Genomic DNA, 24,437 nt, shown 5'->3' on the forward strand with positions numbered 1-24,437 from the left:
TCACTATCAAGGTTGGCCCGCCGGGCCGACTCGAAACGTCGAAGTCAGAACCCCACCTGCCTAGACGTGATGGAACGGGGCTCAATTCCGGTCTCGTCGCTGGCGGGTGGCGTCGACCTCCAGGCGACACTGGAGAGCGGACAATCCTACCTCTGGTGGCGGGAGGACGGTAACGACTACGGCGCGGGGACACACGGCGACGACGGCTGGTACCTGACGACGACCCGTGCGACGGGCGAGCCGGCGGTCGTCCGCGTCCGCCAGGCCGACGGCCGCCTCGAATGGGAATCGACCGTCGACGCCGACCCGGTGCTCCGGGAGCGCCTGGGGCTCGCCGACGACCTGCCGGCAATCCGCGCGAGCGCACCCGACGACGACCTCGTACAGGACGCCTACGACGAGTACTGGGGGATGCGTATCGTCCGGGACCCGGCCTTCCCGACCACCGTCGCGTTCATCTGCTCGGCGCAGATGCGCGTCTCGCGGATTCACGGCATGCAACAGTCCCTCCGGGAGGCGTTTGGCACCCCCGTCGACTTCGACGGCGAGACCTACCACGCGTTCCCGACGCCCGACCAGCTCGCCGCCGCGACCGAGGAGCAACTCCGCGACCTGAAGCTGGGCTACCGTGCGCCCTACGTCGAGCGAACCGCGGAGATGGTCGCCAGCGGTGAGGCCGACCCCGACGACGCGCGGGGCCTGCCCTACGAGGACGCACGCGAGTACCTGACCAGATTCGTCGGGGTCGGCGAGAAAGTCGCCGACTGCGTGTCGCTGTTTTCCCTCGGCTATCTGGAGGCCGTCCCGCTGGACACCTGGATCCGCACGACCATCGAGGAGTACTATTCGGACTGCGACCGCGGCACCTACGCCGAGACGTCCCGCGCGATACGGGACCGACTCGGGGGCGAGTACGCCGGCTACACGCAGACGTACATCTTCCATCACAGACGAACGAATAGCTGAATCGCCACTGAAGGGCGCTGCTGTCGCGGGAGTGCGACGGTGACAGGGATACCCCGGGAGACTGGTGGGTGAGGACTTGCTGGCCGTGGTCGTACCCTCCCTCACCGAGCGTCGACCTAGACGAGTTGCGGACCCACGAGCGCCAGTCTCTAGTCGACCCGTGGCGAAGCCGCCTAGACTTCGCTTTCGAGTCCGAGCGGCAGTCCTCGATTCCACGGACGGACCCCATCGGCGAGGGCGACAAAGCGCTCCGGGAGGTGGCAGCTAACGACCAGGCGAGGGGCCTGACCGAGGGTGGTGTATTCTGGCCAAACGAGAGACAAAGGGGAGAGGGAAGTCAGCCCACCGCACTGGAGAGTGCGCAGTAGCAGTTGATAACCGTGATGGTGGCAGCGAGTCGGCGCCGAGACCCAGGGGCGGCCCCGAATCGTTCTCGGGTGCAGTCGTGACGGACGTCAATGGCTCGCGGGCCACCACCAGCGTGTCAGCCGACGGTAGCTGAGCGAGGCGGGGACGCTCGCGTCTCGAATTACTCTTCTTCGGACAGGACCAGCGCTTTCCCGTCACTGAATCCGCCCACTGTGGAATCAGCGAACCGCTTGTGGACGCGCTGCACGGCTTCGAGAGTTCGGTTCGAAAGCCTCTCGTCGACAGCTGTAGACTCTCTGAGACTCTCCTCGATTTCCCGCCACTTGCTCTCAGTGGTTCGGTATATTTCGACCCCCTCGGTTGTCACGACTAATTCGTGATCTTCGAGGCCACTGCGGGCGAGTCTCTCGACATCGCGACGAACCCAGTCCATCTCTCGGTCGAGAACGCTCAGCGCCCGATGAATCTCGTCTGTGGGCGCCAGCGCTTCGCTGGCGTAGATGATGGACTCTTCGTCAAACGGGTGGTCACGCTCATCCCCAGCACGTTCAGACGACATACTCCAGCCCAGAATCCGCAGATACATAAATATGATATCTGGATTGTAAAATCAGCTAATAGGACGGGTCTGTGCGAAGCCTGCGGTATGAATGCCAGTTACCCACGACCAGTGACTTTGTACGTACACGGAGAGTTTGTCGTGGTGAATATCCAACCTCTTCGGCCGACGTGACGCTACCCTACTGGGCGGCGGGCTGTCGGGCTTCTCGATTCTCTTGTGCTCGGCACTCGGTGCGTCGTTCACGAGAAGCAACAGGCCTGTGCAAGAGACAGGGAGCATACCGAATACACGACGGCCCCGGCTTCTCGTCGTTGAGCGACCAAGTGTGTGTTGCGCGTGCCGACGCCTCCACGAGCTTCAGAGAGGCAATCCCTGTTTTAGTAGAAGCACTGCTGTATTTGCAGTATGAGCCGCAGTTCGCGGGGCTCCCCACCCGCAAGAGCGTCCGACGAGGAGTTCGACGTCGAAGACGTCTACGACGAACTGGAGGAACTCGAAGAGATCGTCGATTCCCCAGAGGAGTTAGAACAGGTACGCGAAACGATGCGAGTCCTCCGGCGCACCCGTCCGTCTCGTCTCCTCGGGCGACTCAATGATTCGTTCGATTCACGTGACGTCGGCGAAGCCATCATCGGAAGCTTCCTGTTCGGGATACCAATGGTCGTCGAGGACGGAACGCTCGACATCGGTCGGTTCATCGCGGGAAACGCACTGTACTTCTCCGCAACACTCCTGTTCGGGTTTGTCCTGGTCTACGAAATCCTGCACGCAGTCGAATTCGAGAAAGTCGAAGAAGATCTCGTGTTGGGCGTGGTTCCCCTCCGACTGATAGGCATCCCGGTGATCGCTGGCGTAATGGCTATCGTGTTGATGACGATCTGGGGACGGGTCGAGTGGACCACACCGTTGACTGCCGCGGGGCAGGTCACAGTGACGGCTATCGTGATGGCTGTCGGTGCCTCTCTCGGTGACGTCCTGCCGGGAACGTGAACGAATCCGGCGTCGACGAGAAATCAGGCGGACCGAGGTAACACGCAGAGTTACAGCCCCTCCACAATTTATCAATTTTTGGTACCGAATGGAGAGGTATATGTACCAAAAGTGTGCTAATTATTCGTACTTTTAACCAGATACTCGATATAACTTGCGTTCTCTCTCACGGGATGGGAAGTTCAGCTGGGAATTTTGTTAATTGTTAACATACACTGAAACGGAGGCCGAACGATGTCGAAATCTGATAACAAAGAGCTTCAACAGCGATTCGTAGACGAATGCTGGAACGAGGGCAACACCGACCTGATCGACGAGCTGTACAGCGAGAACTACGTCGGCCACTGGTACCTTCTCGGTGGCGGCGACGCCGACCGTGAAGCATTGAAGGCATTCATTCAGGACGTCAGAACAGGATTTCCCGACTTCGAGATGACAGTCGAGTTCATGATTGCCGAAGACGACATGGTCTCCATGGGATTCACCGCCGATGGGACTCACGAAGGTGAATTCATGGGGATTCCACCCTCGGAGACCGAATCTGGAACTGCTGGGGCGACCCCGGGGCATCTTACGCACCGGTTCGAGGACGGGAAGATCGTCGAGAGTTGGTCGACCTGGGACGCACTCGGATTGCTCCTGGGACTCGGCGTGATCCCCGAGGATCTCAGCGCCGCTCTCCCTGCGGCAGACGACTGATTCAGGTCCAGGTCACGCCCGTTCACGGCGAAACAGGCTGGTGAACATATCCGCGGCAGCCAGCACACAGGGCTTCCGAGTGGTGAGTAGCCTGGATAGGACACCGCTGCCATGCGGTTCGTCTCGTGCAGCGTGTCGTCGAACCCGCTTCGTACTGTTCGAAGTGAGAGGGACAGAGCGCTCACCTTGCGAACACTCGTTCGAAATGTATATTGGGAAACAGTTAGTGCATCGACGTATGAAGCGTCGCTCGGTCCTCGCTGCCTCCGCTTGCGCTCTCCTGCCGTTATCTGGGTGCGTCGCTGAACCCGGAACGAATGGAGGATTGCTAGAAATACTGGAAGCCCAGAAGCCGTCTGGGGCAACAGTTACGCCAGCAACCGACGAGCGGATTCGTTCTGTCGAACCGATCCAGACCGCACTCAATCGGGCAAGTGCAAATGGAACTGCCGACCTACGGTTGGACCAATCCGAGTTTGAGGCCACTGCAGATGCGCTTACCCCGTTGCCGTGGTACGAACGGGAAGATAACTCCCCCTCGGGTATCTATCTTCGTCACGAAGACGAGATTTTCGTTGCCTCGCTCTGGCCGTATTGCACCGACTCAGTCCTTGGAAGTGCAGAGAGCGAGCGCGGCGTCTACGGTCGTGGTGGTTGTCTGGACCGTGAGGAGCGCCCAGGGAATCCATGAGCGATTCGCACGCCCACTCTCCCCGGCCACGGCACTCAGCCGGACAGACCGACCGGTATCCGGAGTGAGAGTATGTTACCAGGTGTCTCGAAGAGTCGCCTGGGACTCCTGTTGCTCGTCGTGGGCGCACTTCTGTTCGCTGGTGGAGGCACGGCCGCGTATAGCGTTAGTGCTGATATCGACACACATCAGTATACTATCACTGAACTCAGTGAGGAGGAAGCGACGGCGTACCACCAGCAATTCCAGTTCAAATTCGAGACGCTCTCACCGACGAGCCAGCGTATCTTCGAACGCGCCGTCGAAGAGGGTACGTACACAGCTCGACAGGAGTCAGCGCAGTTCCACTACGCCGGAGATACCGACTCTGTGAACGTCATCGAGTATCACGAGCGCTGGTACCTACTCGAAGCCACTCGGGGAGGTGGGTTCATGGCTGGCGCACCACTGTACCTATGGGTTCCACTGGCCACGCTCGGTGTAGTTCTCTTTGTGCTTGGCTTCTGGCTCTCTCCCTACTCCCGGCGACTTCGTCGATTCTTTTTCCCGGGCACGTACAACCGGTAAGCAGGCTTCCCAGAACACGTTGCGCAAGCCCTCGGCGGTGGCAGTTCGTGTGCTGGTACCGTCCCCGTGCTCTGGGCGGTTACCTATTCGGAGTCCGATTCCAGTACCTCTCCGCGACCAGAGTGGCTCGGTCGGCGTCGCTCTACTGGCAGTCTATTTCCTGGCCTGCCCACGCTCCGATGGCACCACCGGGAGGACCAGCAGCGAGACACTCCCCTCGCGGACAGGGCCATCCACGATTGAACGAGGAAGCCAGACGCGAGAGCCACAGCTAATCAGCTGTCCAGTATACGTGACAATGTGGATAACTTAATAGCTATAGGAACACAACACTGTGGGTATGCCAGACACAGCCACCCTCCAGTTGACGCTCCACAAGTGTACGGCTATTCTCGTGACAGCGATGGGTGTCGCGGCGGGCAGCCTGGCACCGCCGAGAACCCTCGTGCCGTGGGCACTCGCCCTCGGCGGCGTCGTCTACTTCATGTGGGCCGAGGGGTTCCTTCCCGAGGAGTGGGGGTCACCGGGTCACACCGAGCGGTGAGCGGCCGCCGAGTCCGCGAGAGAGGACGCGTCGGGAGTGCCACGAGCGACCGAGTACGCAGAGGTAACTTGAGTAGTCCGGGAGTACCCGCGTTCGGAGCGGCCGGGCAGACATCGAAATAAGGCAGTCTTTCCCGGAGCGGGAAATCCGGGCCGCAGGGTTACCGCCGTATAACGAAATAGCAGCCACACGTCTCCCGTCTTGGAGGTCTGAACTGATGGCAAAAGAGATCGCCTGTCGAGATGCGGGATACGACTGTGACTTCATGGTTCGCTCCGAGGACGAGTCACAGCTCATCAAGTTCGTACAGGAACACGCACAGGAGACGCACGACACCCAGATGTCCGCGGACGACATCCGCGGTGCCTGGAAAACGGTGTAGAGGCCGGCATCGAACACGACGAGGTCGTCGCCCGCGAAGCGTCGCGACACCACGTCCGAACTCGGAACGAGATGCCGCTGTGGCGCGCCGGTGGGCAACTGACCGGCCCGTTACACAGCGGCGTCTGCGAAAGTCCGCGAGAGTTCGTCGATTGTCGTACAGGGGTTTAAGTTCTGTCGTACCCACGTAGTCACTGATGACGCCAAATCCGTCCACTCCCGGCGAGCCAGCAGGAACGAACACCCGGCAGATGCCGCGCTACAACTGCCCGAAGTGTACCGGCAGTCTGCACCGGGAGGAGCGCGTCCTGGTATGTGTAAGCTGTCGACACGTCCCGAAACACGGGGCAGATTGACCGCCGCCGCGAGCGACCAGGGGCCGGACAGGCCGAGCCTAGGGTTTTCACAGCGGCACCAGTAATGACGCACATGGCAGCGCGAACGCGTGCGCACGTCTTCGTCAGCGGGAACGTCCAGGGCGTCTACTTCCGTGCAACCACTCGCGAGACCGCAGAGCGCCACGGCGTCGACGGCTGGGTGCGCAATCTGGACGACGGCCGCGTCGAGGCAGTCTTCGAGGGGCCGGAGGCCGACGTCGAGCGACTCGTCGAGTTCTGCCACGAGGGCAGCGACGCGGCCCGCGTCGACGACGTGGACGTGACCTACGCGGAACCGGAGGGAGTCGAGGGTTTCAGAATCCGCTACTGAGCGCCAGCGACTACCCCCAATATAAAGGGGCCGTGGGAACGGGGCAGCAGATGCTCGGGGCCACGGCGTGGACTGTTCCGTATGAGTGGGTCCCGGACAGTCACCGCAGTAGCGTCGCGCGCCAGGAGACGGACCGTCACCGGGAGTGGGTCGCCGTGACGGCACCGGTGCTGGCGACGCCGCTGGTGGACGCGCTCGCGGAGGCGTTCGGATTCGCCCCCGACGGGTCCCTCGGGAGTTTCGTCGGCGGGCTGGCTGGTGGCGCGCTCGTCGTCGCGGTCATCCTCGTCAACGCGGCCATCGCCGGCCCGTGGGCGAAACGGCGCATCTACTCGGGGTTCGGCGACAAGGTCGGTCCGAGCAGACACGGCCCCGCGGGCTTGCTCATCATCGTCGCGGACTCGCTGCGAATGCTATCGAAGGAACTCGTCGTCCCCGAGCGGGTGGACCGACCGGCGTTCGACCTCGCCCCGCTGGTCATGGCCGCGTCCGCGCTCATCGGCTTCGCGGTCGTCCCCTTCGGCACGATGTTCGGTATCGACTTCCAGCTCGCGGACCCGGCCTCCGGCCTGGCCTTTGCCTTCGCCGTCGCCTCGCTGGCGTCGCTCGGGCTGGTGATGGCGGGCTACGCGTCGAACAACAAGTTCTCGTTCATAGGCGGGTTGCGTGCGGTGGCCCAGACCCTCGCATACGAGATACCACTGGTGCTGACCGGTGCCTCGGTCGTCATCTTCGCCGGGACCCTCCGGATGAGCGAAATCGTGGCTGCACAGCAGGAGACGCTGTTCGCGCTCGGGCCGCTCGTCGTCCCCTCGTGGTACGCGTTCGTCAACCCGTTCGCGTTCGTCCTGTTCGTGATTGCGAACCTCGCGGAGGTCGGCCGGAACCCGTTCGACATCCCGGAGGCGCCGCAGGAAATCGTCGCGGGGCACATGACGGAGTACTCGTCGGTGTACTTCGTGTTGCTGTACCTGGCCGAGTTCCTGCACATCTTCCTCGGCGGTGCCATCGTGGCGACGCTCTTCCTGGGTGGCCCCGCCGGACCCGTCCTCCCGGGCCCGGTCTGGATGTTCGTCAAGATATGGGCCGTGTTCCTGTTCACCCAGTGGGCGCGGGTCTCGCTGCCGCGGCTCCGAATCGACCAGTTGCTCGAACTCGGCTGGAAGGGGCTGCTGGTCGCCGCCTTCGGGAACTTCGTGCTGACGGCGGTCATCGTCGCCGTGGTCTGAATCGCCGCGGGCCCCACAGTTTTGCCCCCGCCGCTCGTACGCTCGGACATGATTACGGGTTCGGAGATGGCCGTCGTGGACGCCAACGCCGCCGCCCTCGGCGTGCCGCGCAAGCAGTTGATGGAGTCGAGCGGCAACGCCGTCGCGCGGGCGGTCCGACAGCTCGCCGACGGGGGTGACAGCGTCACCGTCGTCGCCGGCCGGGGCAACAACGGCGGGGACGCGCTCGTCGCCGCGCGCTTTCTCGACGAGTTCGACCTCAGTGTCCGCCTGCTGGGCCGCGGGGAGACCATCACGACGGACATCGCGCGGGAGAACTGGGAATCCCTCCAGCGCTGCGCCTACGACGCGACGGAGGTTCGGGACTCGACCGACGTCGAACTCGGCGACCCCGACATCGTCGTCGATGCCATGCTGGGGACGGGCATCAGCGGCGCGCTCCGGGAACCCGCGGCGACGGCCGCGGCGGTGATGAACGACGCCGACGCGACGGTCCTCTCCGTCGACGTGCCCTCCGGCCTGGACGCGGAGACGGGCGACCTGGCCGAGAACGCGGTCGAGGCCGACCACGTCGTCACGTTCCACGACACGAAGCCCGGCCTCGGTGACATCGACGCGCCCGTGACCATCGCGGAAATCGGCATCCCCGACGCGGCCCAGTCGTTCGTCGAGCGCGGCGACCTGCTACGGCTCACCAGAGACCCGGAGAGTCACAAGGGCGACCACGGCGAGGTGCTGGTCGTCGGCGGGGGTCCCTACACGGGCGCGCCGGCGCTGGCCGGCTACGCGGCGCTTCGCGCGGGCGCGGACCTGGTCCGGGTCGCCTGTCCGACGGCCGTCGCCCACGAGATACAGGGCTACAGCGAGAACCTCATCGTGCGGCCCGTCGACGGCCGCCGCCTCGAACCCGAACACGTCGGCCCATTGCGGGAACTCGCGGCGGAACACGACGCGATGGTCCTCGGGCCCGGCCTCGGCGACCACGAATCCACGCTCGAAGCAGTGGCCGGCCTGCTGGAGAGTTTCCGCGGCACCGCCGTCGTCGACGCCGACGCGCTCCAGGTGGTCCCGGACGTGGACACGGACGCAGAACTCATCTGCACCCCGCACCAGGGCGAACTGGTTGCGATGGGCGGCGAGACGGCGGCCGACTGGCGGGAGCGACGCGACCTGGTGGAAGCCTTCGCCGCTGACGTCGGGCACACGCTGCTCGTGAAGGGCGCGGCCGACATCGTCTCCGACGGCCGGACGACGCGAGTCAGCAGGACCGGGAACCCGGGGATGACCGTCGGCGGCACCGGGGACGTCCTCGCGGGCGTCACGGGTGCGCTCGCGGCCACGCAGGAGCCGATGCACGCGGCGGCGATGGGCGCGTTCGTCAACGGCCGTGCCGGCGACATCGTCTACGAGGAGGACGGTCCCGGTCTGGTCGCGACGGACCTCGTCGACGAGGTGCCGGCAGCGATGCGCGCCGAGGAGTAGTCAGGCGGAGGCACCCGCCTCGACCAGTTCGCTGGCCTTCGAGCGGGCCTGTTCGACCACCGCAGGGCGGGCCTCGAACTCGATGACCACCTGGTCGCCGTAGTCGACCGTCTCGACGTTCGCGTTGTCGTGAATCCACGAGACGACGCTCATGGTGTCGTCGGTCATCGGGAGCACGAGGCGCTCGTCCTGGAACTCGGGAAGTTCGGCGTGGATGCGCTCGCGGAGGCTGTCGACGTTCTCGCCGGTGCGTGCGCTGACGGCCACCGGGTTCGGGGCCAGCGCTGACAGGGCGTCGCGCTTGCGTTCCAGTTCCGCCTCGTCGACGGTATCTATCTTGTTCAGGACGGTGACGATAGGAGCCTCGTTGCGCTCGTAGAGCGTGTCGTGGGACGTGACGAGCTTCTCGCGAATTGCCTCCACGGACTCGCCGACGTCCACGACGAGGAGGACGAGGTCGGCCCGGTAGACGGCGTCCAGCGTCGACTTGAACGACTCGACGAGCCAGTGGGGCAGGTCGGAGATGAACCCGACCGTGTCCGTCACGAGCACGTCCCGGCGGTCCATGTCCGCCTTCCGCGTGGTCGTCCCCAGCGTCGTGAACAGGCGGTCCTCGGACTCGGCTGTCGTTTCGAGGTCACGGTGCAGGTCCTCGTTCTCGTCGACGTCGAGGTCGGCCGCCAGCCGCCGCAGGAGCGTCGACTTCCCGGCGTTGGTGTAGCCGGCCATCGCCACGAGGTCGAACCCCGACTCGCGGCGCTGCTCGCGGCGGTGTTCCTCGGTCTGCTCTATCTGTTCGAGTTCGTCGCGGATGCGGGCGATGCGGGCCTTGATGTCGCGCTCGCGGCTCTCGTCGTACTCGCCCAGCCCCATGAACCCGGGGCGCTCGTCGCGTTTCGCCAGGCTGGCCTTGGCCTCTGCACGGGGCAGTTCGTAGCGCAGTTCCGCCAGTTCCACCTGGAGCTGTGCCTTCCGGGTCTGGGCGCGCTGGCCGAAAATCTCCAGAATCAGCCGGAAGCGGTCCACGATGCGGACGCCCTCGGGGAGCTTGTTCCCGATGTTGAAGGTCTGGTAGGGACCGAGCTGGTTGTCGCAGACGATGGCCGTGGCGTCCGTCTCGACGACCCGGTGTGCGAGCGTCTCGGCTTTCCCCTCACCGAAGTGATACGCGGGGTCCTCCGTCCGGGTTTGCGTGATTTCGCCGACGACCTCGTAGCCGGCCGCCCGCGCGAGGTCCCGGATTTCGGCCGTGTCCGGGTGGCCGCTGTCGACCCGCTTTGCGATGACTGCCCGTTCCGTACTCGGTTCAGTTGCCGTCACTTGCACCGAGATACGGTGGCACGATATTTAAATCCGGGCTCGCCCCCGCGCCGGCGGGCACAAAGGGTTTATACACTCGGTGTCAGGAGCCGTACATGGCTCTGGACATCCAAGGACTCGGCATGCAAATGGGAGGTAGCGCCCTGATTGGTGCCGTCATCGGCTTCGCCGCCAAGAAGGTGGCGAAGGTCATCGCTATCATCATCGGGCTGGAACTCGTGCTCTTCAAGTTCCTCGAATCGCGGGGCGTCCTCTCGGTCAACTGGGACGCGCTGACGAACGCCTCCCAGGCGGCCGCCGACCAGGGCGTCCAGGCGACGCAGACGCTCGTCGAGACGTTCATCTCCACGGCCGGTATCGGGGCCAGTTTCGCCGGCGGCTTCGCGCTCGGCTTCAAGCGGGCCTGAGACTGATTCTCTATCGCGTGTTGAGGTCGTCCTCGTCGGCGATTATCTCCGTCTCGGCGTTCCCGCTCGACACCTCGTTGACGAGGTCGTAGAAGTCGTTTTGCATCCCGGCCGGGAACTCGACCACGCCGATCCACGAGCCGTCGGGCTGCCACTCCTCGCGGTCGAGGTCGCCGAACTCCCGGACCTTCGCCTGCCCGCTCCCCGCGTAGTCGGCGGGCAGGTGGACCGCTACTTTCACCGTGTCGAAGCGGATGGGAATGACCGGCCGGAGCGCCTCCAGCGCGTCGTCGACCTGGTTCTCGACGGGCTCCATCGGGTCGATTTTGAAGTCGGTCTCCTCCAGCGCGGACTCGATGCGCTCGGGCGGATGGGGAGCGTCGTCCATCTGGGGGTTGACCGCGTTGCGCGTGATGCGGTTGATGAGCTGCCTGTGCTTCTGTTCCTGCATCTCGCGGCGCTGTTCGGCCGTTATCTGAATCTCGCCTTTCTTGATGACCTCGGGGATTATCTCCATGGGGTCTGTCGTTCCGAAGACGTCCTCCAGCGCCGTCTCGGCGGGCCGGTCGCCGCGCGAGGCGTTCTCGAAGACGTCCTCGGCGGCGATGACCTCCTCCAGGTCGCCGTCGAACTCCCCGCGTTTGATTGCCAGCGCGGCGTCCGGGTCCACCAGTACCTCGAACCGCTCGCCGTGGGATTCGAGGCGCGCCGTCACCGCCTCGTCAAGCGATATCATACCCTCTGCTACTGTCCCCCGATAAAAAGGTGTTTCCCGACGCGACAGTCGCGCCGCTCGCGGACGGAGCGACGGAGAAAGACGTCACCGGACGGGTCCGTTACTCCTCGTCGGACTCGTCGGCCAGCAGTTCGAACTCGGTGAGGTAGTCGGTCTTCTCCTCGTCGGTGAGTTCGTGGAACCGCTCGGTCTCCGTGTCGATGGTCGCGACGCCGATGCCCTCCGGCGAGAGTTCGTCGTCGTTGACCGAGGCGAGCGCCTCCAGCGCCAGGCGGACGCCGCCGTCGAGGTCGATGTCGTCGGCGTAGTTATCCTCAAGATACTGTCGGATGTCGTTGCGGTCCGCGCCCACGGCGAGTGCCTTCCACTCGTAGGGCGTCCCCGAGGGGTCCGTCTCGTACAGTTTGGGCTCGCCGTTGGCGATGCCGGCGATGATGAGCGCGACACCGAACGGGCGCGCGCCGCCGACCTGCGTGTACTGCTGGATGTAGTCGGTGACTTCCTTGGTCAGCGTCTCGACGCCGATTGGCTCGCCGTAGCGGAGCTGGTTCACCTGGGCGCGCTGGCGGGCGAAGTCGATGAGCTGCCGCGCGTCGGCGACGTGGCCGGCCGAGGCGATGCCGATGTGATCGTCGGCCTTGTGAATCTTCTCGACGCTGTCACGCTCCATCAGCGGGGAGCGGATGCGCTTGTCCACGGCCAGGACGACGCCGTTGTTCGTTCGAACGCCGATGCTCGCTGTCCCCCGCTTGACCGCCTCACGGGCGTACTCGACCTGGTAGAGGCGACCGTCCGGCGAGAAGATGGTAATCCCGCGGTCGTAGGCCTGCTGTTGATTTTGTCCCTGCATAGTTACTGGAGATCGAGCGTCGTCGCGCCCGTGAACCCGTCGTCGAGGCGGATGTCGGCCCGGTCGGCGGCGGTGACCGCCGTCCGCTCGGTGCCACGGAACACGACGTGTCTCTGGTCCGTTCCTATCGGTCCCCGACCCATATACTTTTCTTCACAGGCCCGCACGGTCCCGCTGACCCCCCGCACGCGGAGGCCCACGTCGCTGCCGTCGATGCGTGCGAGGCTGGCGACGACCGCCCGGCCGCGCTCGACCTCGTCACGGCGAACCCGGACGAGTGCCTCACCGTGGCCGTCCGCGAAGGAAAACGAGAGCACCGAGAGGTCCACCGCGGCGCTGCCCGCGTCGCCGACGAGGTTCTGTGCGGCGTACCAGAGGTGGCGCTGGAAGGTCCCGCGGTCGATGTCGACATCGGGCCACGTCTCGATGTCGACCGCGAGGTACCGCCAGCGCGGCCGGAGGTGCTTCGGGAGGTGTTTCATCCGTCGCCCTCGATGCGGTCGGCGACGAGGACGCCGACCTGTTCGTGTATCATCTCGACGGCAGTCAGCGCGTATCCCTCGTCGGTGAACGCGTCGGCGAGTACCCCGACCGTCGCCGGGTCGTCCACTTCGGGGCTGTAGAACGGTTCGTCCGGGTCCGGGTGCCCGAAGAACATCACGTCGCCCAGGACGATGCGGCGGGGGTCCAGTGCTGCAAGCGTCGCGATGGCCGCCCGTTTCTCGTCGTCGGCGAGGTGGTGCATCGCGAAGTTCGACGTCACCACGTCCACGTCCGTCGCCTCGGGCACGTTCGGTTCGCGGAACCGCCCCTCCCCGAAGGAGACGTTGTCGAGTCCGCGCTCGTCGGCTTTCGCGCGGGCCTCGGCGAGCATCCCCTCGCTGATGTCACGGCCGACGACGGTACCTGCCTCCTCGGCGAGCGCGAGCGCAATCGCACCGGTGCCGGTCCCCACGTCGAGGACGGTCTCGTCCCGACCGGGAGCGGCGTGCTCGACGACCAGCGAGACCGCGGCGTTGTACTCCTCGCTCTTGTCGCCGTCGTATGTCGCGGCCTTCTCGTCGAACCGCGAAGCGTGGTCCTCGATCGGTCGTTTCATACAGGCGATTGCCGCCCGGCAGGTATGAACGCCACGGAGGACCAGGAAGGTAGTTTCAAGGGACGCGCCGGCGAGGTGGCGATAGAGAATCATGCAGCGGCGACACGTCTACGGGGCTGGCATCGCACTCGCCGGGGTCTTCCTCGCTGGCGTCCAGACGGTGCAGGGTCTGCAACAGTCCACGCGCGGCATCGTCTTCGCCTTCGAGGCCGTCCCGTTCGTCCTGATGGCGCTGACGCTGACCTACGCGGGGTACTGGCTCGCGCGCCAGCCCCACCTCGACCCGGACGCGGCCCGGATTCTGTCCTGGGGCGTCGGCGGTGCGGTCCTGTTCGCCTCGCTGGCGGCACTGCTCCTGTTCGGCCAGCGGGTCTTCCTCGGCACCCTCGACCGGGCCGCCGTCGTCGCGATGGACCACCTCACGGTCGGCAGCGTCGTCGGGGTCGTGGTCGGCCTCTACGACGCGCGCGGGCGAAAGCGCCGCCGAGACCTCGAAGCCGAGCGCGACCGCGTCGAGGCCTTCGGCAACAAGGCCGCCGACGTGAACAACTACGGTCGCGCACTGAACGAGTGCAGCGACGTCGACGAGGTGAGCGCGCTGTGCATCCAGGGGATACAGGCGCTGCTCGGCGTCTCGGAGGTGGCCGTCCTCGCACTCGACGACGACGGCGCGTCGGTCGTCGACGACACCACGCTGAACGTCGAGCGCGCGTCTCTGGAGTCGCTCGGCCGGCGTGCTCGCGGCGGCGAGCGCGCCACCGTGGTCACCGGCGACGACCTCCCGGAGGCGGTGGCGGCGCGGGCGAACGCCGTGGTCTCGCTGGAGTTGACGGGAACGGACGAGCGGTCCTTTGTCCTCGTCGCCCTGGCACCGGAGACGACCGTCGCCGAGGAGGACGTCCAGTTGCTGGAGTTGCTCGCCTCTCACGCTGGAACTGCAATCGACGGTGCCCTGGCCCGTGGCTGGAGCGACGACCGACACGCAGCGGCCGAGTGACCGCAGACGCCGCAACGGCTGTTGTCGCGTGCCGCGAGGTTCAAGAGTCTCGACGTGGAACGACAGCACATGGCAGAAGTCGTACCCCCGTCGAAACGGGCCTGTGAGCGCTGTGGTCGCATGGACGTGTGGGACGAGTCACAGGGGAAGTGGGTCGTCGCCGAAGCGGACGGCCGCGAACAGACGGGCACGCCCCACTGTCTCCACGAGTGGGACATCAACGGGTCGTACAACCCGTTACGCGACGACGCCTGAACGCTTCTCCCGTCCGCCTCTCTCTCGCAGCCGATACCGTCATCACCCACGGCCGCGACTGTCCCCCTATGCCGACGGTCTACATCACCGCCCCCGAAGACGCCGCGGCAGCACTCGCGGAATCGCTCGTCGAGGACCGCCTCGCGGCCTGCGTCAACCGCGTCCCCTGCCGGTCGGTCTACCGGTGGGAGGGCGAGGTAGTCGACGACGAGGAGGTCATCCTGCTGGCGAAGACCACGGCGGAGCAGACAGAGACGCTGGTCGAGTCCGTCGTGGAGAACCACCCCTACGACGTCCCCTGCATCGAGGTGTTCGAGGAGGACGACGTCCTGTCCGCCTTCGCCGACTGGCGCGCGGACAGCGTCCGGGACTAACCCGCGACTTCGGAGAGGTCGGCCGTGTAGTAATCGAGCAGCAACACCGCCGCAGCGCCGACGGTAACGGCGACCAGCACTGACAGCGCCGCCGTCGGCGTCCACGCCGCGATTCCCTCGCGGACCTCGATGACCGGTAGCCGCAGCGAGCCGACCATCAGGCTGACGAGAAACGTCAGCGTCGCCGCCCGGTAGTGGTCCAGCGCCCACCGGATGAGGTGTGCCACGCTCAACAGGCCGATCAGTGCACCCGAACAGAAGACCGTGACGACCGCCGCGTTCCCGAGGAGTCCGTCGGTCCCGCCCCCGGTGACGACGCCCAGCAGCTGGTCCACGAAGTCCGTGAGCACGCCCGTCAGGAACTCGTACTGCCCGAGCAGGATCAGAATGAACGACCCGGAGATGCCGGGGAGAACCATGGCCGTGATGGCGATGGCACCGGCACCGAAGACGACCGGCAGGCTGTTGCCGACTACGCCACTCGCCGCCGCCCCGCTGACGTCCAGCGCGATTGCGACGCCGGCCACGGCCGCGACGACACGTCCCGGGGTGTCCACTCTGAGTTCGCGGTAGAGAACGACCGCCGACGCGGCGATGAGGCCGAAGAAGAAGGCGAACGTCTGCGCACGGAACGCTCCTAGCGCGGCGTGAACGACCCGCGACAGCGTCACGATAGACGTGAGCACGCCCAGGCCGAGCACGACGAGAAAGAGCACGTCCATCCGCCGCAGGTCGGCCAGGAACGCGCCGCGTTGCTCGGCCCGCCCCAGCGCCGGGACGCGACGGAGCACCCGTGGGTCGAGGCGGGTCAGCGCCGTGACGAACCGCTCGTAGACGCCGGTGATGAGCGCAATCGTCCCGCCGGAGACGCCGGGCACGGTGTCGGCCGCTCCCATCGCGGCCCCCTTCAGGTAGACGCCGAGCCACGCGCGCGGAGTCCCGCGGGACCGCTGGGTCTCCGGCGGATGCTCCCCGCCTGTTTCGGTCGACGACTGGTCAGACGTATCTGCCGACACGGTTATGGACTGACGAGTCTGGAGGACGGGTCGAGGGCGACGTCGGTGCCCAGCGAGTTCGACGTGTCGTTCCCGGAGCCATCGCTCGACGACTGGCCGTCGTCCGTCGAGTCGCCCGCAGAGCCGCCGTCGGACGAGCCCCCGGAATCGAAGTTACCGACGACCTGCTCCTCGACAGTCGCCGTCACGGGGTCGTCGTCGACACCCAGGACCTGTGCTTCGGTGACGTTCACCGTATCACGGTACTGGAGAATCTCCGTCCCGTTGACGCTGGTCGGACCGGTAATCCGGTAGGGACCGGTCGCCCGCACCGTCGTGTTCGTGTACCCCTCCTCGGGCCCGAGTTCGTCGTACCCGGTCGTCGAGTAGGGAACCGTCGCCGTGAACTCGCCGTCAGCGCCGGTCTGAACCTGCTGGGTGTAGGTGAAGTTCCCGTTCGCGAGGCCGGGAACGTTCGTCCGGCCCTGCGGGAGCGTCATCACGCCGCCGGTCTGCGGGCTCATGTCGACCTGCAGCGTGAGCGTCGTGTTCGCTGGCCCCGTGCCTTCGATGGTCGCGCCGGGGACCTTCTCGAAAGTCTTCACCCACGACGGCGTGTTCGGGTACAGGAAGTTCGCGGCGCTTGCGAAGGCCTGCGACCCCGAGGTGTTGCCCTGCGCGAACTGCTGGACCAGCCCCGTCCCCAGCACGTCCCTGGTGAGGACCTGGCTGAGACGCCCCTGCATCCCCGAGAACTGACTCATGTGGACGAGGCGGTAGTGCTCCATCGCCGGGACCCGTTCGGACGGATACGGGCCGATACCGCCGAGCTGTGCCGTGCCGTCCTCCTCGACGTACTGCCGCGCCGCGCTCACGTTGTCGAAGAACTTCACTATCTGGCCGTCCTGTGGCGGTTCGACGAACGTGCTGACCGACGAGAGCTGGCGTTCCGCGCCCTGCCAGTCAGTCACCACGGGTGCGGGCTCCATCGCACTGCCGTGATAGCGGTACAGGCGCGTCAGCGTCGAGTTGTAGTACGGCTGTTTCTGCCAGATGCCGCGAGTCTGCAGCCCGCCGTTCTCGGCGACACTCGCGACGCGACTGTAGAAGTCAGACCGTATCGTGTCGGGGTTGAACCGTGCCGGCGCGAAGAACTTCCCGTTGACGCCCGTCTCCGTCTCGGCCATCTTCCAGTCGATCATGACGTAGCGGGTCTTGGCGTCCTCCTCGTCGATGTCCGCGAGCACGTCGTTCGCCGCGGTCTCGTTCTGGGACGTGAGGTACAGCGCCGCGTCGCCCGCCCCTTGCTGGAACGGGTTGGCGTTCGGGATGCGCTCGCCCTGGGCCGTAATCCAGTGACCGTAGTCCCACCAGGACATGACGCCGTAGTCCCCGGCGCTGTAGTTGTAGTCGTCAGTCCTGTCGAAGACGCCGTAGAGCTCCATCGGTTCGCCGTCAGGATTCGCGTACTGGCCCTCGACCGGCGTGTTGTCCGAGAGGAAGTCCAGGCCGTCGTTCCAGCCCACGACGCCCCCCGGCTGCGCACGGTTGTCGGCCGCGATCATCGCCGGTCCGCCCCACGCAAGCGGGGCGATAGTGACCAGCAACACCGCGAAGACGACCATGACCTGGTACGCCTCGACCTGGAGGAAGTCGTCAACGCGGCCCACGTACTGCATCACGGTGCCGACCGTCAGTGCGGTCAGCGCCGCCACCGGGATGGCGAGGTAGTATGAGAACCGCGACTGCGTGAACGTCGCCGCGAGCATGAAGACGAAGAGGATAGCGACCAGTAGCTCACCAGCCGCGGGATGGTCCCGCGTGTACTGCCGGTAGAGAACGATTCCGACCCCGGCGATGGCCGTGAAAATCGCCAGTCGGTACCACGAGAACAGCGCCTGTGGATTCTCGAGTGGCTGGGCCTCGCCGACCGTCCCTGCCGTGGGTGACGTCTGAAAGCCGACGACACGCAGGACCTGGTTGACGAAGTACGAGAAGATGTCCGGTAGAACGAGGGCGGTAAAAGCAGCGCTAGCGACCAGGATAAGAGCGATTGCGCCGGGATAGCCGTATCGGCTGAGGTCTCTCGCCTCCCACTGCCGGAAGAACCACGCCATGAACAGGCAGCCGGCAGCGACGGCGAAGGCCAGCCCAGGCTGGAGGAGCGAGCGCGACGTCGCGCTGATTTCGAGCGTGTTGACAGTCGACAGTTGCAGGAGTCCCGCCGTCGTCAGGGAAACGAATCCTACGAGCGCGGTGTGCTCGGGACTCTCGCCCTTGACCGCCTGGATGCTTAGGTGGATGACGAAGAACACTCCAAGGATACCGAGAAGGAGAACACCAGGTGGCCACACCCAGAGGTACGCGCCGATGCCGACTCCGGCGAGTATCGACCAGCCCAGCGGCCGCCTGATGGCCTCGAACTCCCGATCTGCGACGAGCTCGTACACCGGCCGTTCGCGCTGTGCCACGTAGAGGGCGACGAGGACGCCGAGAACAGCGATACCCTGGAACAGCGCTTCGGCGACCTGGTGGTCCGAGAAGCCGACCACGCTTCGGGCGAGCAGTCCGTCTGGAGCGAGCGCGATGACGCCCGCTGCGATGACACCCGCGAAGCGACCGCCGAGGCGGCGGCCGATGAAGTACGCGGGGACGATGATGGCCGTCCCGAAGAGCGCGGGCCCGAATAGGACGACCAGACGGACCGTGTGGTCGCTGGGGTTCCCGAGGCCGACGATCAGGGCGATGGTAGCGAGTATCTGGTCGAAGATGGTGCCGAACTGTGACTGTGACGTCCCGAACGAGAAGTAGGTCCAGGCGTCGAACGGCATCGTCTCCGGGAAGTGCTCGACGACGTACTTCGTCGAGCGGTAGTGATACCACGGGTCGTTCGACCGAAAGAGCACCTCGCCGTCGATGACGAAGTTACCCCATTTACGCGCGCGATTCCAGAACGCAAAGGCGACGAGAAAGACGAGCGTCAGGTAGTGGTAGTACTGGCCCAGCCAGGCTGTGAAGGCGTGGGCACCACTCCCGTCTTCGAACTGTTCGCGCCAGTTACTCATTAGCCGTGCACAATCCCAGTGCGCGCATAAACCTTCTGTAATCAAATCAGTACAGTAAGGGAATCTACAATCTGCCGTGTTGAATAGCAATCTCATTGGTTGATGTCACGGATTAGAAAGATGAAGCAGAGGAAATCGATTATCTCCTATGACATCCGATCAGGTTAGCCTCGTTAATTAATGTCGGCATTCAGTCACAAATCGGGTATGCAGGCGAGTGAAGATAGTAAGCGACTGGGTCTCACCCTGGAAGCAGAGCCGGCGTCAGAACAGCTGCAATCTTACTCGGGATCAAAATCTCGAATCGTCTTGATGACGTATTCGATGTCCGCCTCCTCCAGATTTGGATGGTTTGGCAGGCCAATGGTGTTCCCGGCCACGGCCTCTACGTTAGGCAACGAAAGATCGTAGTCGTGATTGTTGTCGTTGACGCTCCACGGGAACTCCGAATTGAAACCCCGATGGTTTTCGAACACGGGCTGATCGTACAAGGGGTCGACATAGCGGTGGCGAGTCTCAACGCCTCGCTCGTTCAGCTCGCGCCACACTTCTTTCCCACTCATCCCAGCGACATCCGTCTTGATCTCGATTGGTGCCCAAAAATATGCGTGGTCGACGTAGTCCCGAACCGTGGCGGGTTCTAACCAGTCGAGATCGGCGATTTCACTCAGAAGACGTTCTGAGATTTCGCGGCGACGTTGGTTGAACCCCGCAAGTCGGTCAACCTGTGCAGTTCCGATGGCCCCGTTGATATCCGACATGCGGTAATTGTATCCGAGGGTAATGTGTTGGTCTCGACCGGACATTCCGTGGCTCCTGAGCAACCGGATTTGTTCTGCAATTTCGTCATCATCCGTCGTAACGATACCACCCTCACCGGTGGTGATGTTCTTCGTCGCATAGAACGAGAAACATCCAGCGTCGCCGAGAGAGCCCACAGTCTCCTCACGATACCTCGCACCGTGGGCCTGTGCAGCGTCTTCGATGATATACAGGTCGTGTTCGTCGGCAAAGGCGCATATCTCGTCCATCTCGGCAGGGTGCCCGTACAGGTGGACCGGCATGACTGCAACGGTGCGGTCGGTTAGACACCGTTCGAGGTCGGTGTGGTCCAGCGTATACAGTTCGCGATCAATATCTGCGAAAACCGGAACGCCTGCCTGGTGAACGACGGCAGTAGCAGTCGATCCGAATGTCATAGAAGGCACAATTACTTCGTCGCCGGGTTCGAGCCCGATGGCGTTCAATGCGAGCTGGATGGCAGTCGTCCCATTGCTGACAGCGACAGCGTGGTCGGTCCCCACGAAGTCGGCCCACTTGTCCTCGAACTCCTCAACCATGGGACCCTGGAGGAAACGGCCGGAATCGAGGACCTGCTCAACGTTCTCGTATTCCTCGTCGCCCAGAATCGGTTCAGCGACGCTCACATGTCTCTCGGCCATACGACTGACTGGCGGACGCCATGGTAATCAACTCGTTGGTGAGACATTAGTACCATCAAAGCAGGCCGTACAAGTACCCGAGACCTGTTACACAGAAACCGGGTATGACGAGCTGTGCTGATTTGTTCTTCGTCAGCGGGAGTCCAAGTTCACCAGACTGCTCGCAATAAACGCAAAGAGAAGCTGCCAGAGGTGGTCTGACCTACTCCCACAACGACTCCACGGCTTGTTTCGAGTGGTCCTGCCAAAAGGAACCTCGCAGAAGCTACCGCGGCTCGTTTTGGAATTGGCAAATCTCGTGGTCGACCATCGAACCGGGAGGGTAAATTACCCTTTCGCTGAACTCTCGCCGTAGTGAAACATGGATCCATGATGCATCGCACCGAGGAGGAAGTAGAACTCCGCCGGTATGTAGGGTGCAGCATCCTGACCTAGTCGGGTTCGGTTCGGCCACAACCTGCCAATGCATCGTGACTTTCGTAGGCAGCGACCAGCTTTTCGACCCCGCCTGCCGCCGAAGCCTGGCCGTCATCGTTGAGCGCAGCGATGTCTCGCCTGGACATAATACCTGGTCGTACTGCTCAGCGGTCCAGCGTCGTCGTGGTTCGCGTAGATTACTACGACATCTCAATCCGGATAATCTTCGATTACGCGTTTGTGGACCGTCTCGTTGCTGTCGATGATAGTGACTACTTCGATGTCGTCGGACGTCTGTGAGCGAACTGCATCGGCACACCCGAAAAAATCGTCGTAGCGGTCTATCGAGGAGGTAGGAACGACAACGGAGACTTTTATATCAACGAGATTTCGATCAAGTGGAGTAGGTGTTACGTTTCGCAGACGGCGCGCCTGTCGCCGGTAGATAATCGCTCTATAACTATACGTCGCCACGCGATAGCAGATGGCACGCTATCACGCGGTGTAGCCCATCTGCATCCGCCAAGGCCAGCTATGAATGGAGAGTTCATTTACCGGGAGACCGAAACCGAGACAGATCAGACGACCGAAGGGGGGCGACTGGAGACGTGTCCGGAGTGCGAGAGCGAGGCACTCGTCGCGGACGACGTCCACGGAGAGGTCGTCTGCGAGGAGTGTGGCTGCGTCGTCAGGACACAGCAAATCGACACGGGCCCGGAGTGGTCCGCCTACACGCACTCGGAGAGTCAGGAGAAGTCACGGGTGGGCGCGCCGCTCACGCGGACGATGCACGACAGGGGACTGACGACGAAAATCGACTGGAAGAACACCGACGCGCAGGGACAGGCAATCTCGGAGCGCAAGCGCACCCAGCTCAGGCGGATGCGGACGTGGCAGGAGCGCATCCGGACCAAAGACGCCGGCGAGCGGAACCTCCAGCTCGCACTGGCGGAGATAAACCGGATGGCCAGCGCACTCGGCGTGCCCAGACCGGTCAGGGAGGTGGCGTCGATGGTCTACCGGCAGGCGCTCGACAGGGACCTCGTCCAGGGGCGGTCGATAGAAGGCGTGGCGACGAGCGCGCTGTACGCGGCCTGTCGGAAGGAGAACATCCCGCGGAGTCTCGACGAGGTGGCGGACGTCTCGCGCGTCGAGCGCGTCGAAATCGGCCGGACCTACCGGTACCTCGCGGACAAACTCGACCTGGAGATGCGGCCGGTCGACCCGCGGCGGTACCTCCCGCGTTTCTGTTCGGAACTCGACCTGGAGGAGTCGGTCCAGCAGCGGGCGGCCGCCGTGCTCGACGAGGCGGCGGAGGCGGGGCTGCTCTCGGGGAAGTCGCCGACCGGACTGGCCGGGGCGGCCATCTACATCGCGTCGCTGGACTGTAACGTCAAACGGACCCAGAAGGAGATCGCGGACGTCGCACAGGTGACCGAAGTGACAATCAGGAACCGGTACCAGGAGCAACTCTCGCTCGTCGAAGGAGACGGGGCCTGAACCGGACTGCCGCCGACTGCAACCGGCGTTTCGGGAGACGGCGCGCGACGAGAGACAGTTGGGACCCGCTTCCGTCACGCGCCGGCAAGAACTACCACCCAGACCGGCTTACATGTTGTGTGACGAACTGAGTTACATCGACACGACGGGATGCCCGTATGTGATTTCACATGATAATTTTTATTTTTTCACAGGTTTTTGTATCGGTCAGGTTGGGACCCATGTCAGAGTCACCGGAGGTAGACGAGGCTGTCGAGATACTGCAGGAACTGGGGCTGAAGGAGTACGAGGCGAAGTGTTACGTGGCGCTTTCGCGGCTCGCCGACGGGACGGCGAAGGAAGTCAGCGACGTCTCGGAGGTCCCCCGGACCCGGGTGTACGACGCGACGCGGGTCCTGGAATCGAAGGGGCTCGTCGAGGTCCGGCACTCGAACCCGCAGGTGTTTCGCGCGGTCGACGTCGACACGGCCATCCGGACCCTCCAGTCGGAGTACGAGTCCCGGATGGCGAGTCTGAGAGAGCACCTGGAACGGGTCGAGCCGGTGCAGACGGCGGAGCGCGGGACCGGCACGAACGAGGTGTGGACGCTCTCGGGCGCGACCAGCATCAGGAAGCGCCTGCAACAGTTCATCGGCGACGCGAGCGAGGAACTCAGACTCCTGGTCGGGACCAGCGACGCCGTCTCGGGCGAGGTGACCGACGCGCTCCAGGCGGCCACACAGCGGGGGGTCAGCGTGGTCGTGGGGACGGTGTCCGACTCCCACCGGCGGGCGCTGGAGGACGACCTCCCCGGCATCGACGTCTCGGTGGTCGATTTACAGTGGTTCGTCGCCCCGGAGAGTGAGGGGGCTATTCTCAGGCGACTCCTGCTCGTCGACGGCGACAGGATGCTCGTCAGCACGGCGGACGACTCCGGAGGGGTCGTCGACGAGCACGCGACGCTCGGGAGCGGGCTCGACAACGGCCTGGTGGTCGTCCTCCGGCGATTGCTCGCCGGCGAACTGGACCCGGGCGCGGAGCGGTAACGCGCCGCGGCTGCCCGGGGAGTGCAAGCACCCAGAAGGCCTATACATTCGTGTGTGCAACCTCATCTATCCAGCCCGGGGGAGTCGACGTCGCACCGGTGGTCGTCCGCCGGCGCGTGCTGGGATAGCCTGTTCCGACATGACATCAGAGAACGACACGCCGTACACGGACGAGTTCGACTGGGAGACCACGCCGCCGTCGACAGCGGTGGTCGAGGCAGTGTGTACCGCGACCGACAGGGAGGTCCAGGATATCGACCCGCTCTACGAGTCGCTCGACCCCGACGCGCTCGACAGACTCCTCGAAGCGGAGGCGGCCAGGGGCGCCGACCTGCAGTTCGAATTTCTCTTCTCCGGGACGCGCGTGACCGTCCGTGCCGACGGACAGGTAATCGTCGTCCCGCAGTAGCCGCCAGGGTGCCAGCGGTAGCGCCGGTGCCGAGACGCGAGACGGACACTGCCGAGCGGCATAGGCCGGGCTTACCACGTTTCCAGACGTGAGAGGCGACGGGACCCCGGCAGTAGTGAGTATATACCCAAATGAGGTCCGTCCGAAGGGACGCGCCGAGATGAGTCAGAACCAGGATTCGGAGGGGGAGCAGGAACCGGCAGCGTGGACCTACCGGGCTGTCGTCGAGGAGTACGAGGACAAGCCCGACCAGTGTACGATCTTCCCGCGTGAATCTGCGGGTATCGACAGGATGGAGACGTGGGTTACGGCCCGGGAAGGGTCGTACGTCCGCCTCGACAGAATGCGGTGAGGCGAG

The 24,437-nt window shown here is 64.3% G+C and carries 26 protein-coding genes; 17 read left to right on the forward strand and 9 right to left on the reverse strand.

Going from position 1 to position 24,437, the window contains the following annotated elements; all coding sequences use genetic code 11:
• The first annotated feature begins 69 nt into the window (after positions 1–69).
• Positions 70–966 (forward strand): DNA-3-methyladenine glycosylase family protein, encoded by an 897-nt coding sequence (locus tag WDJ57_RS02980; protein WP_338903776.1) that lies wholly within the window; start codon positions 70–72, stop codon positions 964–966.
• A 529-nt stretch (positions 967–1,495) separates the two neighbouring features.
• Here WDJ57_RS02980 and WDJ57_RS02985 read toward each other — a convergent pair.
• The gene (locus WDJ57_RS02985; RefSeq protein WP_338903778.1) at positions 1,496–1,894 is read right to left on the reverse strand and encodes a hypothetical protein; all 399 of its coding nucleotides are present in this window, start codon (positions 1,892–1,894) and stop codon (positions 1,496–1,498) included.
• Between the two features lie 408 nt (positions 1,895–2,302).
• Here WDJ57_RS02985 and WDJ57_RS02990 point away from each other — a divergent pair, with 408 nt between their 5' ends.
• The 8 genes from WDJ57_RS02990 (at position 2,303) to WDJ57_RS03025 (ending at position 9,188) form a co-directional block, all read left to right on the forward strand.
• Positions 2,303–2,887, forward strand: a complete 585-nt coding sequence (locus tag WDJ57_RS02990; RefSeq protein WP_338903780.1) for a hypothetical protein — start codon at positions 2,303–2,305, stop codon at positions 2,885–2,887.
• Between the two features lie 234 nt (positions 2,888–3,121).
• Positions 3,122–3,586: an ester cyclase gene (locus WDJ57_RS02995; protein ID WP_338903782.1), complete on the forward strand. Its 465-nt coding sequence runs from the start codon at positions 3,122–3,124 to the stop codon at positions 3,584–3,586.
• A 763-nt stretch (positions 3,587–4,349) separates the two neighbouring features.
• Positions 4,350–4,844, forward strand: coding sequence for a hypothetical protein (locus WDJ57_RS03000; protein WP_338903784.1), 495 nt, complete (start codon positions 4,350–4,352; stop codon positions 4,842–4,844).
• 340 nt (positions 4,845–5,184) lie between these two features.
• A complete protein-coding gene (locus WDJ57_RS03005; protein ID WP_338903787.1) occupies positions 5,185–5,388 on the forward strand; it encodes a hypothetical protein in 204 nt (67 codons plus the stop codon).
• A gap of 217 nt (positions 5,389–5,605) precedes the next feature.
• A complete protein-coding gene (locus tag WDJ57_RS03010; protein ID WP_338903790.1) occupies positions 5,606–5,770 on the forward strand; it encodes a DUF1059 domain-containing protein in 165 nt (54 codons plus the stop codon).
• Between the two features lie 428 nt (positions 5,771–6,198).
• On the forward strand, positions 6,199–6,477 hold the full coding sequence (locus WDJ57_RS03015; RefSeq protein WP_338903791.1) for an acylphosphatase: 279 nt from the start codon (positions 6,199–6,201) through the stop codon (positions 6,475–6,477).
• A gap of 167 nt (positions 6,478–6,644) precedes the next feature.
• Positions 6,645–7,706 (forward strand): complex I subunit 1/NuoH family protein, encoded by a 1,062-nt coding sequence (locus WDJ57_RS03020; RefSeq protein ID WP_380630218.1) that lies wholly within the window; start codon positions 6,645–6,647, stop codon positions 7,704–7,706.
• Positions 7,707–7,754: 48 nt separating this feature from the next.
• Complete coding sequence (locus WDJ57_RS03025; protein WP_338903795.1) at positions 7,755–9,188, forward strand: NAD(P)H-hydrate dehydratase; 1,434 nt, start codon at positions 7,755–7,757, stop codon at positions 9,186–9,188.
• Here WDJ57_RS03025 and hflX read toward each other — a convergent pair whose 3' ends face one another.
• Entirely contained in the window at positions 9,189–10,508 is a 1,320-nt protein-coding gene (gene hflX, locus WDJ57_RS03030; protein WP_338903796.1) for a GTPase HflX, read from the reverse strand.
• 95 nt (positions 10,509–10,603) lie between these two features.
• Here hflX and WDJ57_RS03035 point away from each other — a divergent pair, with 95 nt between their 5' ends.
• Complete coding sequence (locus tag WDJ57_RS03035; protein ID WP_338903798.1) at positions 10,604–10,915, forward strand: FUN14 domain-containing protein; 312 nt, start codon at positions 10,604–10,606, stop codon at positions 10,913–10,915.
• A 10-nt stretch (positions 10,916–10,925) separates the two neighbouring features.
• On the opposite strand, the gene WDJ57_RS03040 is transcribed toward WDJ57_RS03035, so the two are convergent.
• The 4 genes from WDJ57_RS03040 to WDJ57_RS03055 all read right to left on the reverse strand — a co-directional run bounded on the left by WDJ57_RS03040 (position 10,926) and on the right by WDJ57_RS03055 (position 13,600).
• Complete coding sequence (locus WDJ57_RS03040; RefSeq protein ID WP_338903800.1) at positions 10,926–11,651, reverse strand: ribosome assembly factor SBDS; 726 nt, start codon at positions 11,649–11,651, stop codon at positions 10,926–10,928.
• A gap of 100 nt (positions 11,652–11,751) precedes the next feature.
• The gene (gene psmA, locus WDJ57_RS03045) at positions 11,752–12,501 is read right to left on the reverse strand and encodes an archaeal proteasome endopeptidase complex subunit alpha (RefSeq protein ID WP_338903802.1); all 750 of its coding nucleotides are present in this window, start codon (positions 12,499–12,501) and stop codon (positions 11,752–11,754) included.
• 2 nt (positions 12,502–12,503) lie between these two features.
• Positions 12,504–12,983 carry an Rpp14/Pop5 family protein gene (locus WDJ57_RS03050; protein ID WP_338903804.1) on the reverse strand — a complete coding sequence of 160 codons (480 nt, stop codon included), beginning with the start codon at positions 12,981–12,983 and terminating at the stop codon, positions 12,504–12,506.
• Positions 12,980–13,600 (reverse strand): class I SAM-dependent methyltransferase, encoded by a 621-nt coding sequence (locus WDJ57_RS03055; protein WP_338903806.1) that lies wholly within the window; start codon positions 13,598–13,600, stop codon positions 12,980–12,982. The genes WDJ57_RS03050 and WDJ57_RS03055 overlap by 4 nt, the downstream gene beginning before the upstream one ends.
• 91 nt (positions 13,601–13,691) lie before the next feature.
• On the opposite strand from WDJ57_RS03055, the gene WDJ57_RS03060 reads away from it, so the two are divergent.
• The 3 genes from WDJ57_RS03060 to cutA all read left to right on the forward strand — a co-directional run bounded on the left by WDJ57_RS03060 (position 13,692) and on the right by cutA (position 15,226).
• The gene (locus WDJ57_RS03060; protein ID WP_338903808.1) at positions 13,692–14,597 is read left to right on the forward strand and encodes a hypothetical protein; all 906 of its coding nucleotides are present in this window, start codon (positions 13,692–13,694) and stop codon (positions 14,595–14,597) included.
• Positions 14,598–14,666: 69 nt separating this feature from the next.
• A complete protein-coding gene (locus WDJ57_RS03065) occupies positions 14,667–14,852 on the forward strand; it encodes an HEWD family protein (protein ID WP_338903810.1) in 186 nt (61 codons plus the stop codon).
• Positions 14,853–14,920: 68 nt separating this feature from the next.
• Positions 14,921–15,226, forward strand: coding sequence for a divalent-cation tolerance protein CutA (gene cutA, locus WDJ57_RS03070; protein WP_338903812.1), 306 nt, complete (start codon positions 14,921–14,923; stop codon positions 15,224–15,226).
• Here cutA and WDJ57_RS03075 read toward each other — a convergent pair.
• The 3 genes from WDJ57_RS03075 to WDJ57_RS03085 form a co-directional block, all read right to left on the reverse strand.
• A complete protein-coding gene (locus tag WDJ57_RS03075) occupies positions 15,223–16,242 on the reverse strand; it encodes a DUF368 domain-containing protein (protein ID WP_338903814.1) in 1,020 nt (339 codons plus the stop codon). The two genes, cutA and WDJ57_RS03075, sit on opposite strands and share 4 nt — an antisense overlap.
• 2 nt (positions 16,243–16,244) lie before the next feature.
• Positions 16,245–19,286: an oligosaccharyl transferase, archaeosortase A system-associated gene (locus WDJ57_RS03080; RefSeq protein ID WP_338903816.1), complete on the reverse strand. Its 3,042-nt coding sequence runs from the start codon at positions 19,284–19,286 to the stop codon at positions 16,245–16,247.
• 281 nt (positions 19,287–19,567) lie between these two features.
• On the reverse strand, positions 19,568–20,728 hold the full coding sequence (locus tag WDJ57_RS03085; protein ID WP_338903818.1) for a DegT/DnrJ/EryC1/StrS family aminotransferase: 1,161 nt from the start codon (positions 20,726–20,728) through the stop codon (positions 19,568–19,570).
• Between the two features lie 951 nt (positions 20,729–21,679).
• Between WDJ57_RS03085 and WDJ57_RS03090 the strand changes: the two genes are divergently transcribed.
• From WDJ57_RS03090 to WDJ57_RS03105, 4 genes are all read left to right on the forward strand, one after another.
• Positions 21,680–22,645, forward strand: coding sequence for a transcription initiation factor IIB (locus tag WDJ57_RS03090; RefSeq protein ID WP_338903820.1), 966 nt, complete (start codon positions 21,680–21,682; stop codon positions 22,643–22,645).
• A 221-nt stretch (positions 22,646–22,866) separates the two neighbouring features.
• Positions 22,867–23,670, forward strand: coding sequence for a TrmB family transcriptional regulator (locus WDJ57_RS03095; protein WP_338903822.1), 804 nt, complete (start codon positions 22,867–22,869; stop codon positions 23,668–23,670).
• Positions 23,671–23,809: 139 nt separating this feature from the next.
• Positions 23,810–24,079, forward strand: a complete 270-nt coding sequence (locus WDJ57_RS03100; RefSeq protein WP_338903824.1) for a HalOD1 output domain-containing protein — start codon at positions 23,810–23,812, stop codon at positions 24,077–24,079.
• 160 nt (positions 24,080–24,239) lie between these two features.
• Positions 24,240–24,431 carry a DUF7511 domain-containing protein gene (locus WDJ57_RS03105; protein WP_338903826.1) on the forward strand — a complete coding sequence of 64 codons (192 nt, stop codon included), beginning with the start codon at positions 24,240–24,242 and terminating at the stop codon, positions 24,429–24,431.
• Positions 24,432–24,437: the final 6 nt, after the last annotated feature.

Source organism: Salinibaculum sp. SYNS191 (assembly GCF_037338445.1).
Taxonomy (GTDB): Archaea; Halobacteriota; Halobacteria; order Halobacteriales; family Haloarculaceae; genus Salinibaculum; species Salinibaculum marinum.

What these genes read in the sequence shown, in the direction of transcription:
- WDJ57_RS02990 (WP_338903780.1), top strand. Translation starts at nt 2,303, where the DNA reads ATGAGCCGCAGTTCGCGGGGCTCCCCACCCGCAAGAGCGTCCGACGAG.
- WDJ57_RS03040 (WP_338903800.1), bottom strand. Translation starts at nt 11,651, where the DNA reads ATGATATCGCTTGACGAGGCGGTGACGGCGCGCCTCGAATCCCACGGC.
- WDJ57_RS03100 (WP_338903824.1), top strand. Translation starts at nt 23,810, where the DNA reads ATGACATCAGAGAACGACACGCCGTACACGGACGAGTTCGACTGGGAG.
- WDJ57_RS03090 (WP_338903820.1), top strand. Translation starts at nt 21,680, where the DNA reads ATGAATGGAGAGTTCATTTACCGGGAGACCGAAACCGAGACAGATCAG.
- WDJ57_RS03065 (WP_338903810.1), top strand. Translation starts at nt 14,667, where the DNA reads ATGGCAGAAGTCGTACCCCCGTCGAAACGGGCCTGTGAGCGCTGTGGT.
- WDJ57_RS03015 (WP_338903791.1), top strand. Translation starts at nt 6,199, where the DNA reads ATGGCAGCGCGAACGCGTGCGCACGTCTTCGTCAGCGGGAACGTCCAG.
- cutA (WP_338903812.1), top strand. Translation starts at nt 14,921, where the DNA reads ATGCCGACGGTCTACATCACCGCCCCCGAAGACGCCGCGGCAGCACTC.
- WDJ57_RS02995 (WP_338903782.1), top strand. Translation starts at nt 3,122, where the DNA reads ATGTCGAAATCTGATAACAAAGAGCTTCAACAGCGATTCGTAGACGAA.
- WDJ57_RS03095 (WP_338903822.1), top strand. Translation starts at nt 22,867, where the DNA reads ATGTCAGAGTCACCGGAGGTAGACGAGGCTGTCGAGATACTGCAGGAA.
- WDJ57_RS03055 (WP_338903806.1), bottom strand. Translation starts at nt 13,600, where the DNA reads ATGAAACGACCGATCGAGGACCACGCTTCGCGGTTCGACGAGAAGGCC.
- WDJ57_RS03085 (WP_338903818.1), bottom strand. Translation starts at nt 20,728, where the DNA reads ATGGCCGAGAGACATGTGAGCGTCGCTGAACCGATTCTGGGCGACGAG.
- WDJ57_RS03035 (WP_338903798.1), top strand. Translation starts at nt 10,604, where the DNA reads ATGGCTCTGGACATCCAAGGACTCGGCATGCAAATGGGAGGTAGCGCC.
- WDJ57_RS03000 (WP_338903784.1), top strand. Translation starts at nt 4,350, where the DNA reads ATGTTACCAGGTGTCTCGAAGAGTCGCCTGGGACTCCTGTTGCTCGTC.
- WDJ57_RS03080 (WP_338903816.1), bottom strand. Translation starts at nt 19,286, where the DNA reads ATGAGTAACTGGCGCGAACAGTTCGAAGACGGGAGTGGTGCCCACGCC.
- WDJ57_RS03005 (WP_338903787.1), top strand. Translation starts at nt 5,185, where the DNA reads ATGCCAGACACAGCCACCCTCCAGTTGACGCTCCACAAGTGTACGGCT.
- WDJ57_RS03060 (WP_338903808.1), top strand. Translation starts at nt 13,692, where the DNA reads ATGCAGCGGCGACACGTCTACGGGGCTGGCATCGCACTCGCCGGGGTC.
- WDJ57_RS03050 (WP_338903804.1), bottom strand. Translation starts at nt 12,983, where the DNA reads ATGAAACACCTCCCGAAGCACCTCCGGCCGCGCTGGCGGTACCTCGCG.
- psmA (WP_338903802.1), bottom strand. Translation starts at nt 12,501, where the DNA reads ATGCAGGGACAAAATCAACAGCAGGCCTACGACCGCGGGATTACCATC.
- WDJ57_RS03105 (WP_338903826.1), top strand. Translation starts at nt 24,240, where the DNA reads ATGAGTCAGAACCAGGATTCGGAGGGGGAGCAGGAACCGGCAGCGTGG.
- WDJ57_RS03025 (WP_338903795.1), top strand. Translation starts at nt 7,755, where the DNA reads ATGATTACGGGTTCGGAGATGGCCGTCGTGGACGCCAACGCCGCCGCC.
- WDJ57_RS02980 (WP_338903776.1), top strand. Translation starts at nt 70, where the DNA reads ATGGAACGGGGCTCAATTCCGGTCTCGTCGCTGGCGGGTGGCGTCGAC.
- WDJ57_RS03010 (WP_338903790.1), top strand. Translation starts at nt 5,606, where the DNA reads ATGGCAAAAGAGATCGCCTGTCGAGATGCGGGATACGACTGTGACTTC.
- WDJ57_RS02985 (WP_338903778.1), bottom strand. Translation starts at nt 1,894, where the DNA reads ATGTCGTCTGAACGTGCTGGGGATGAGCGTGACCACCCGTTTGACGAA.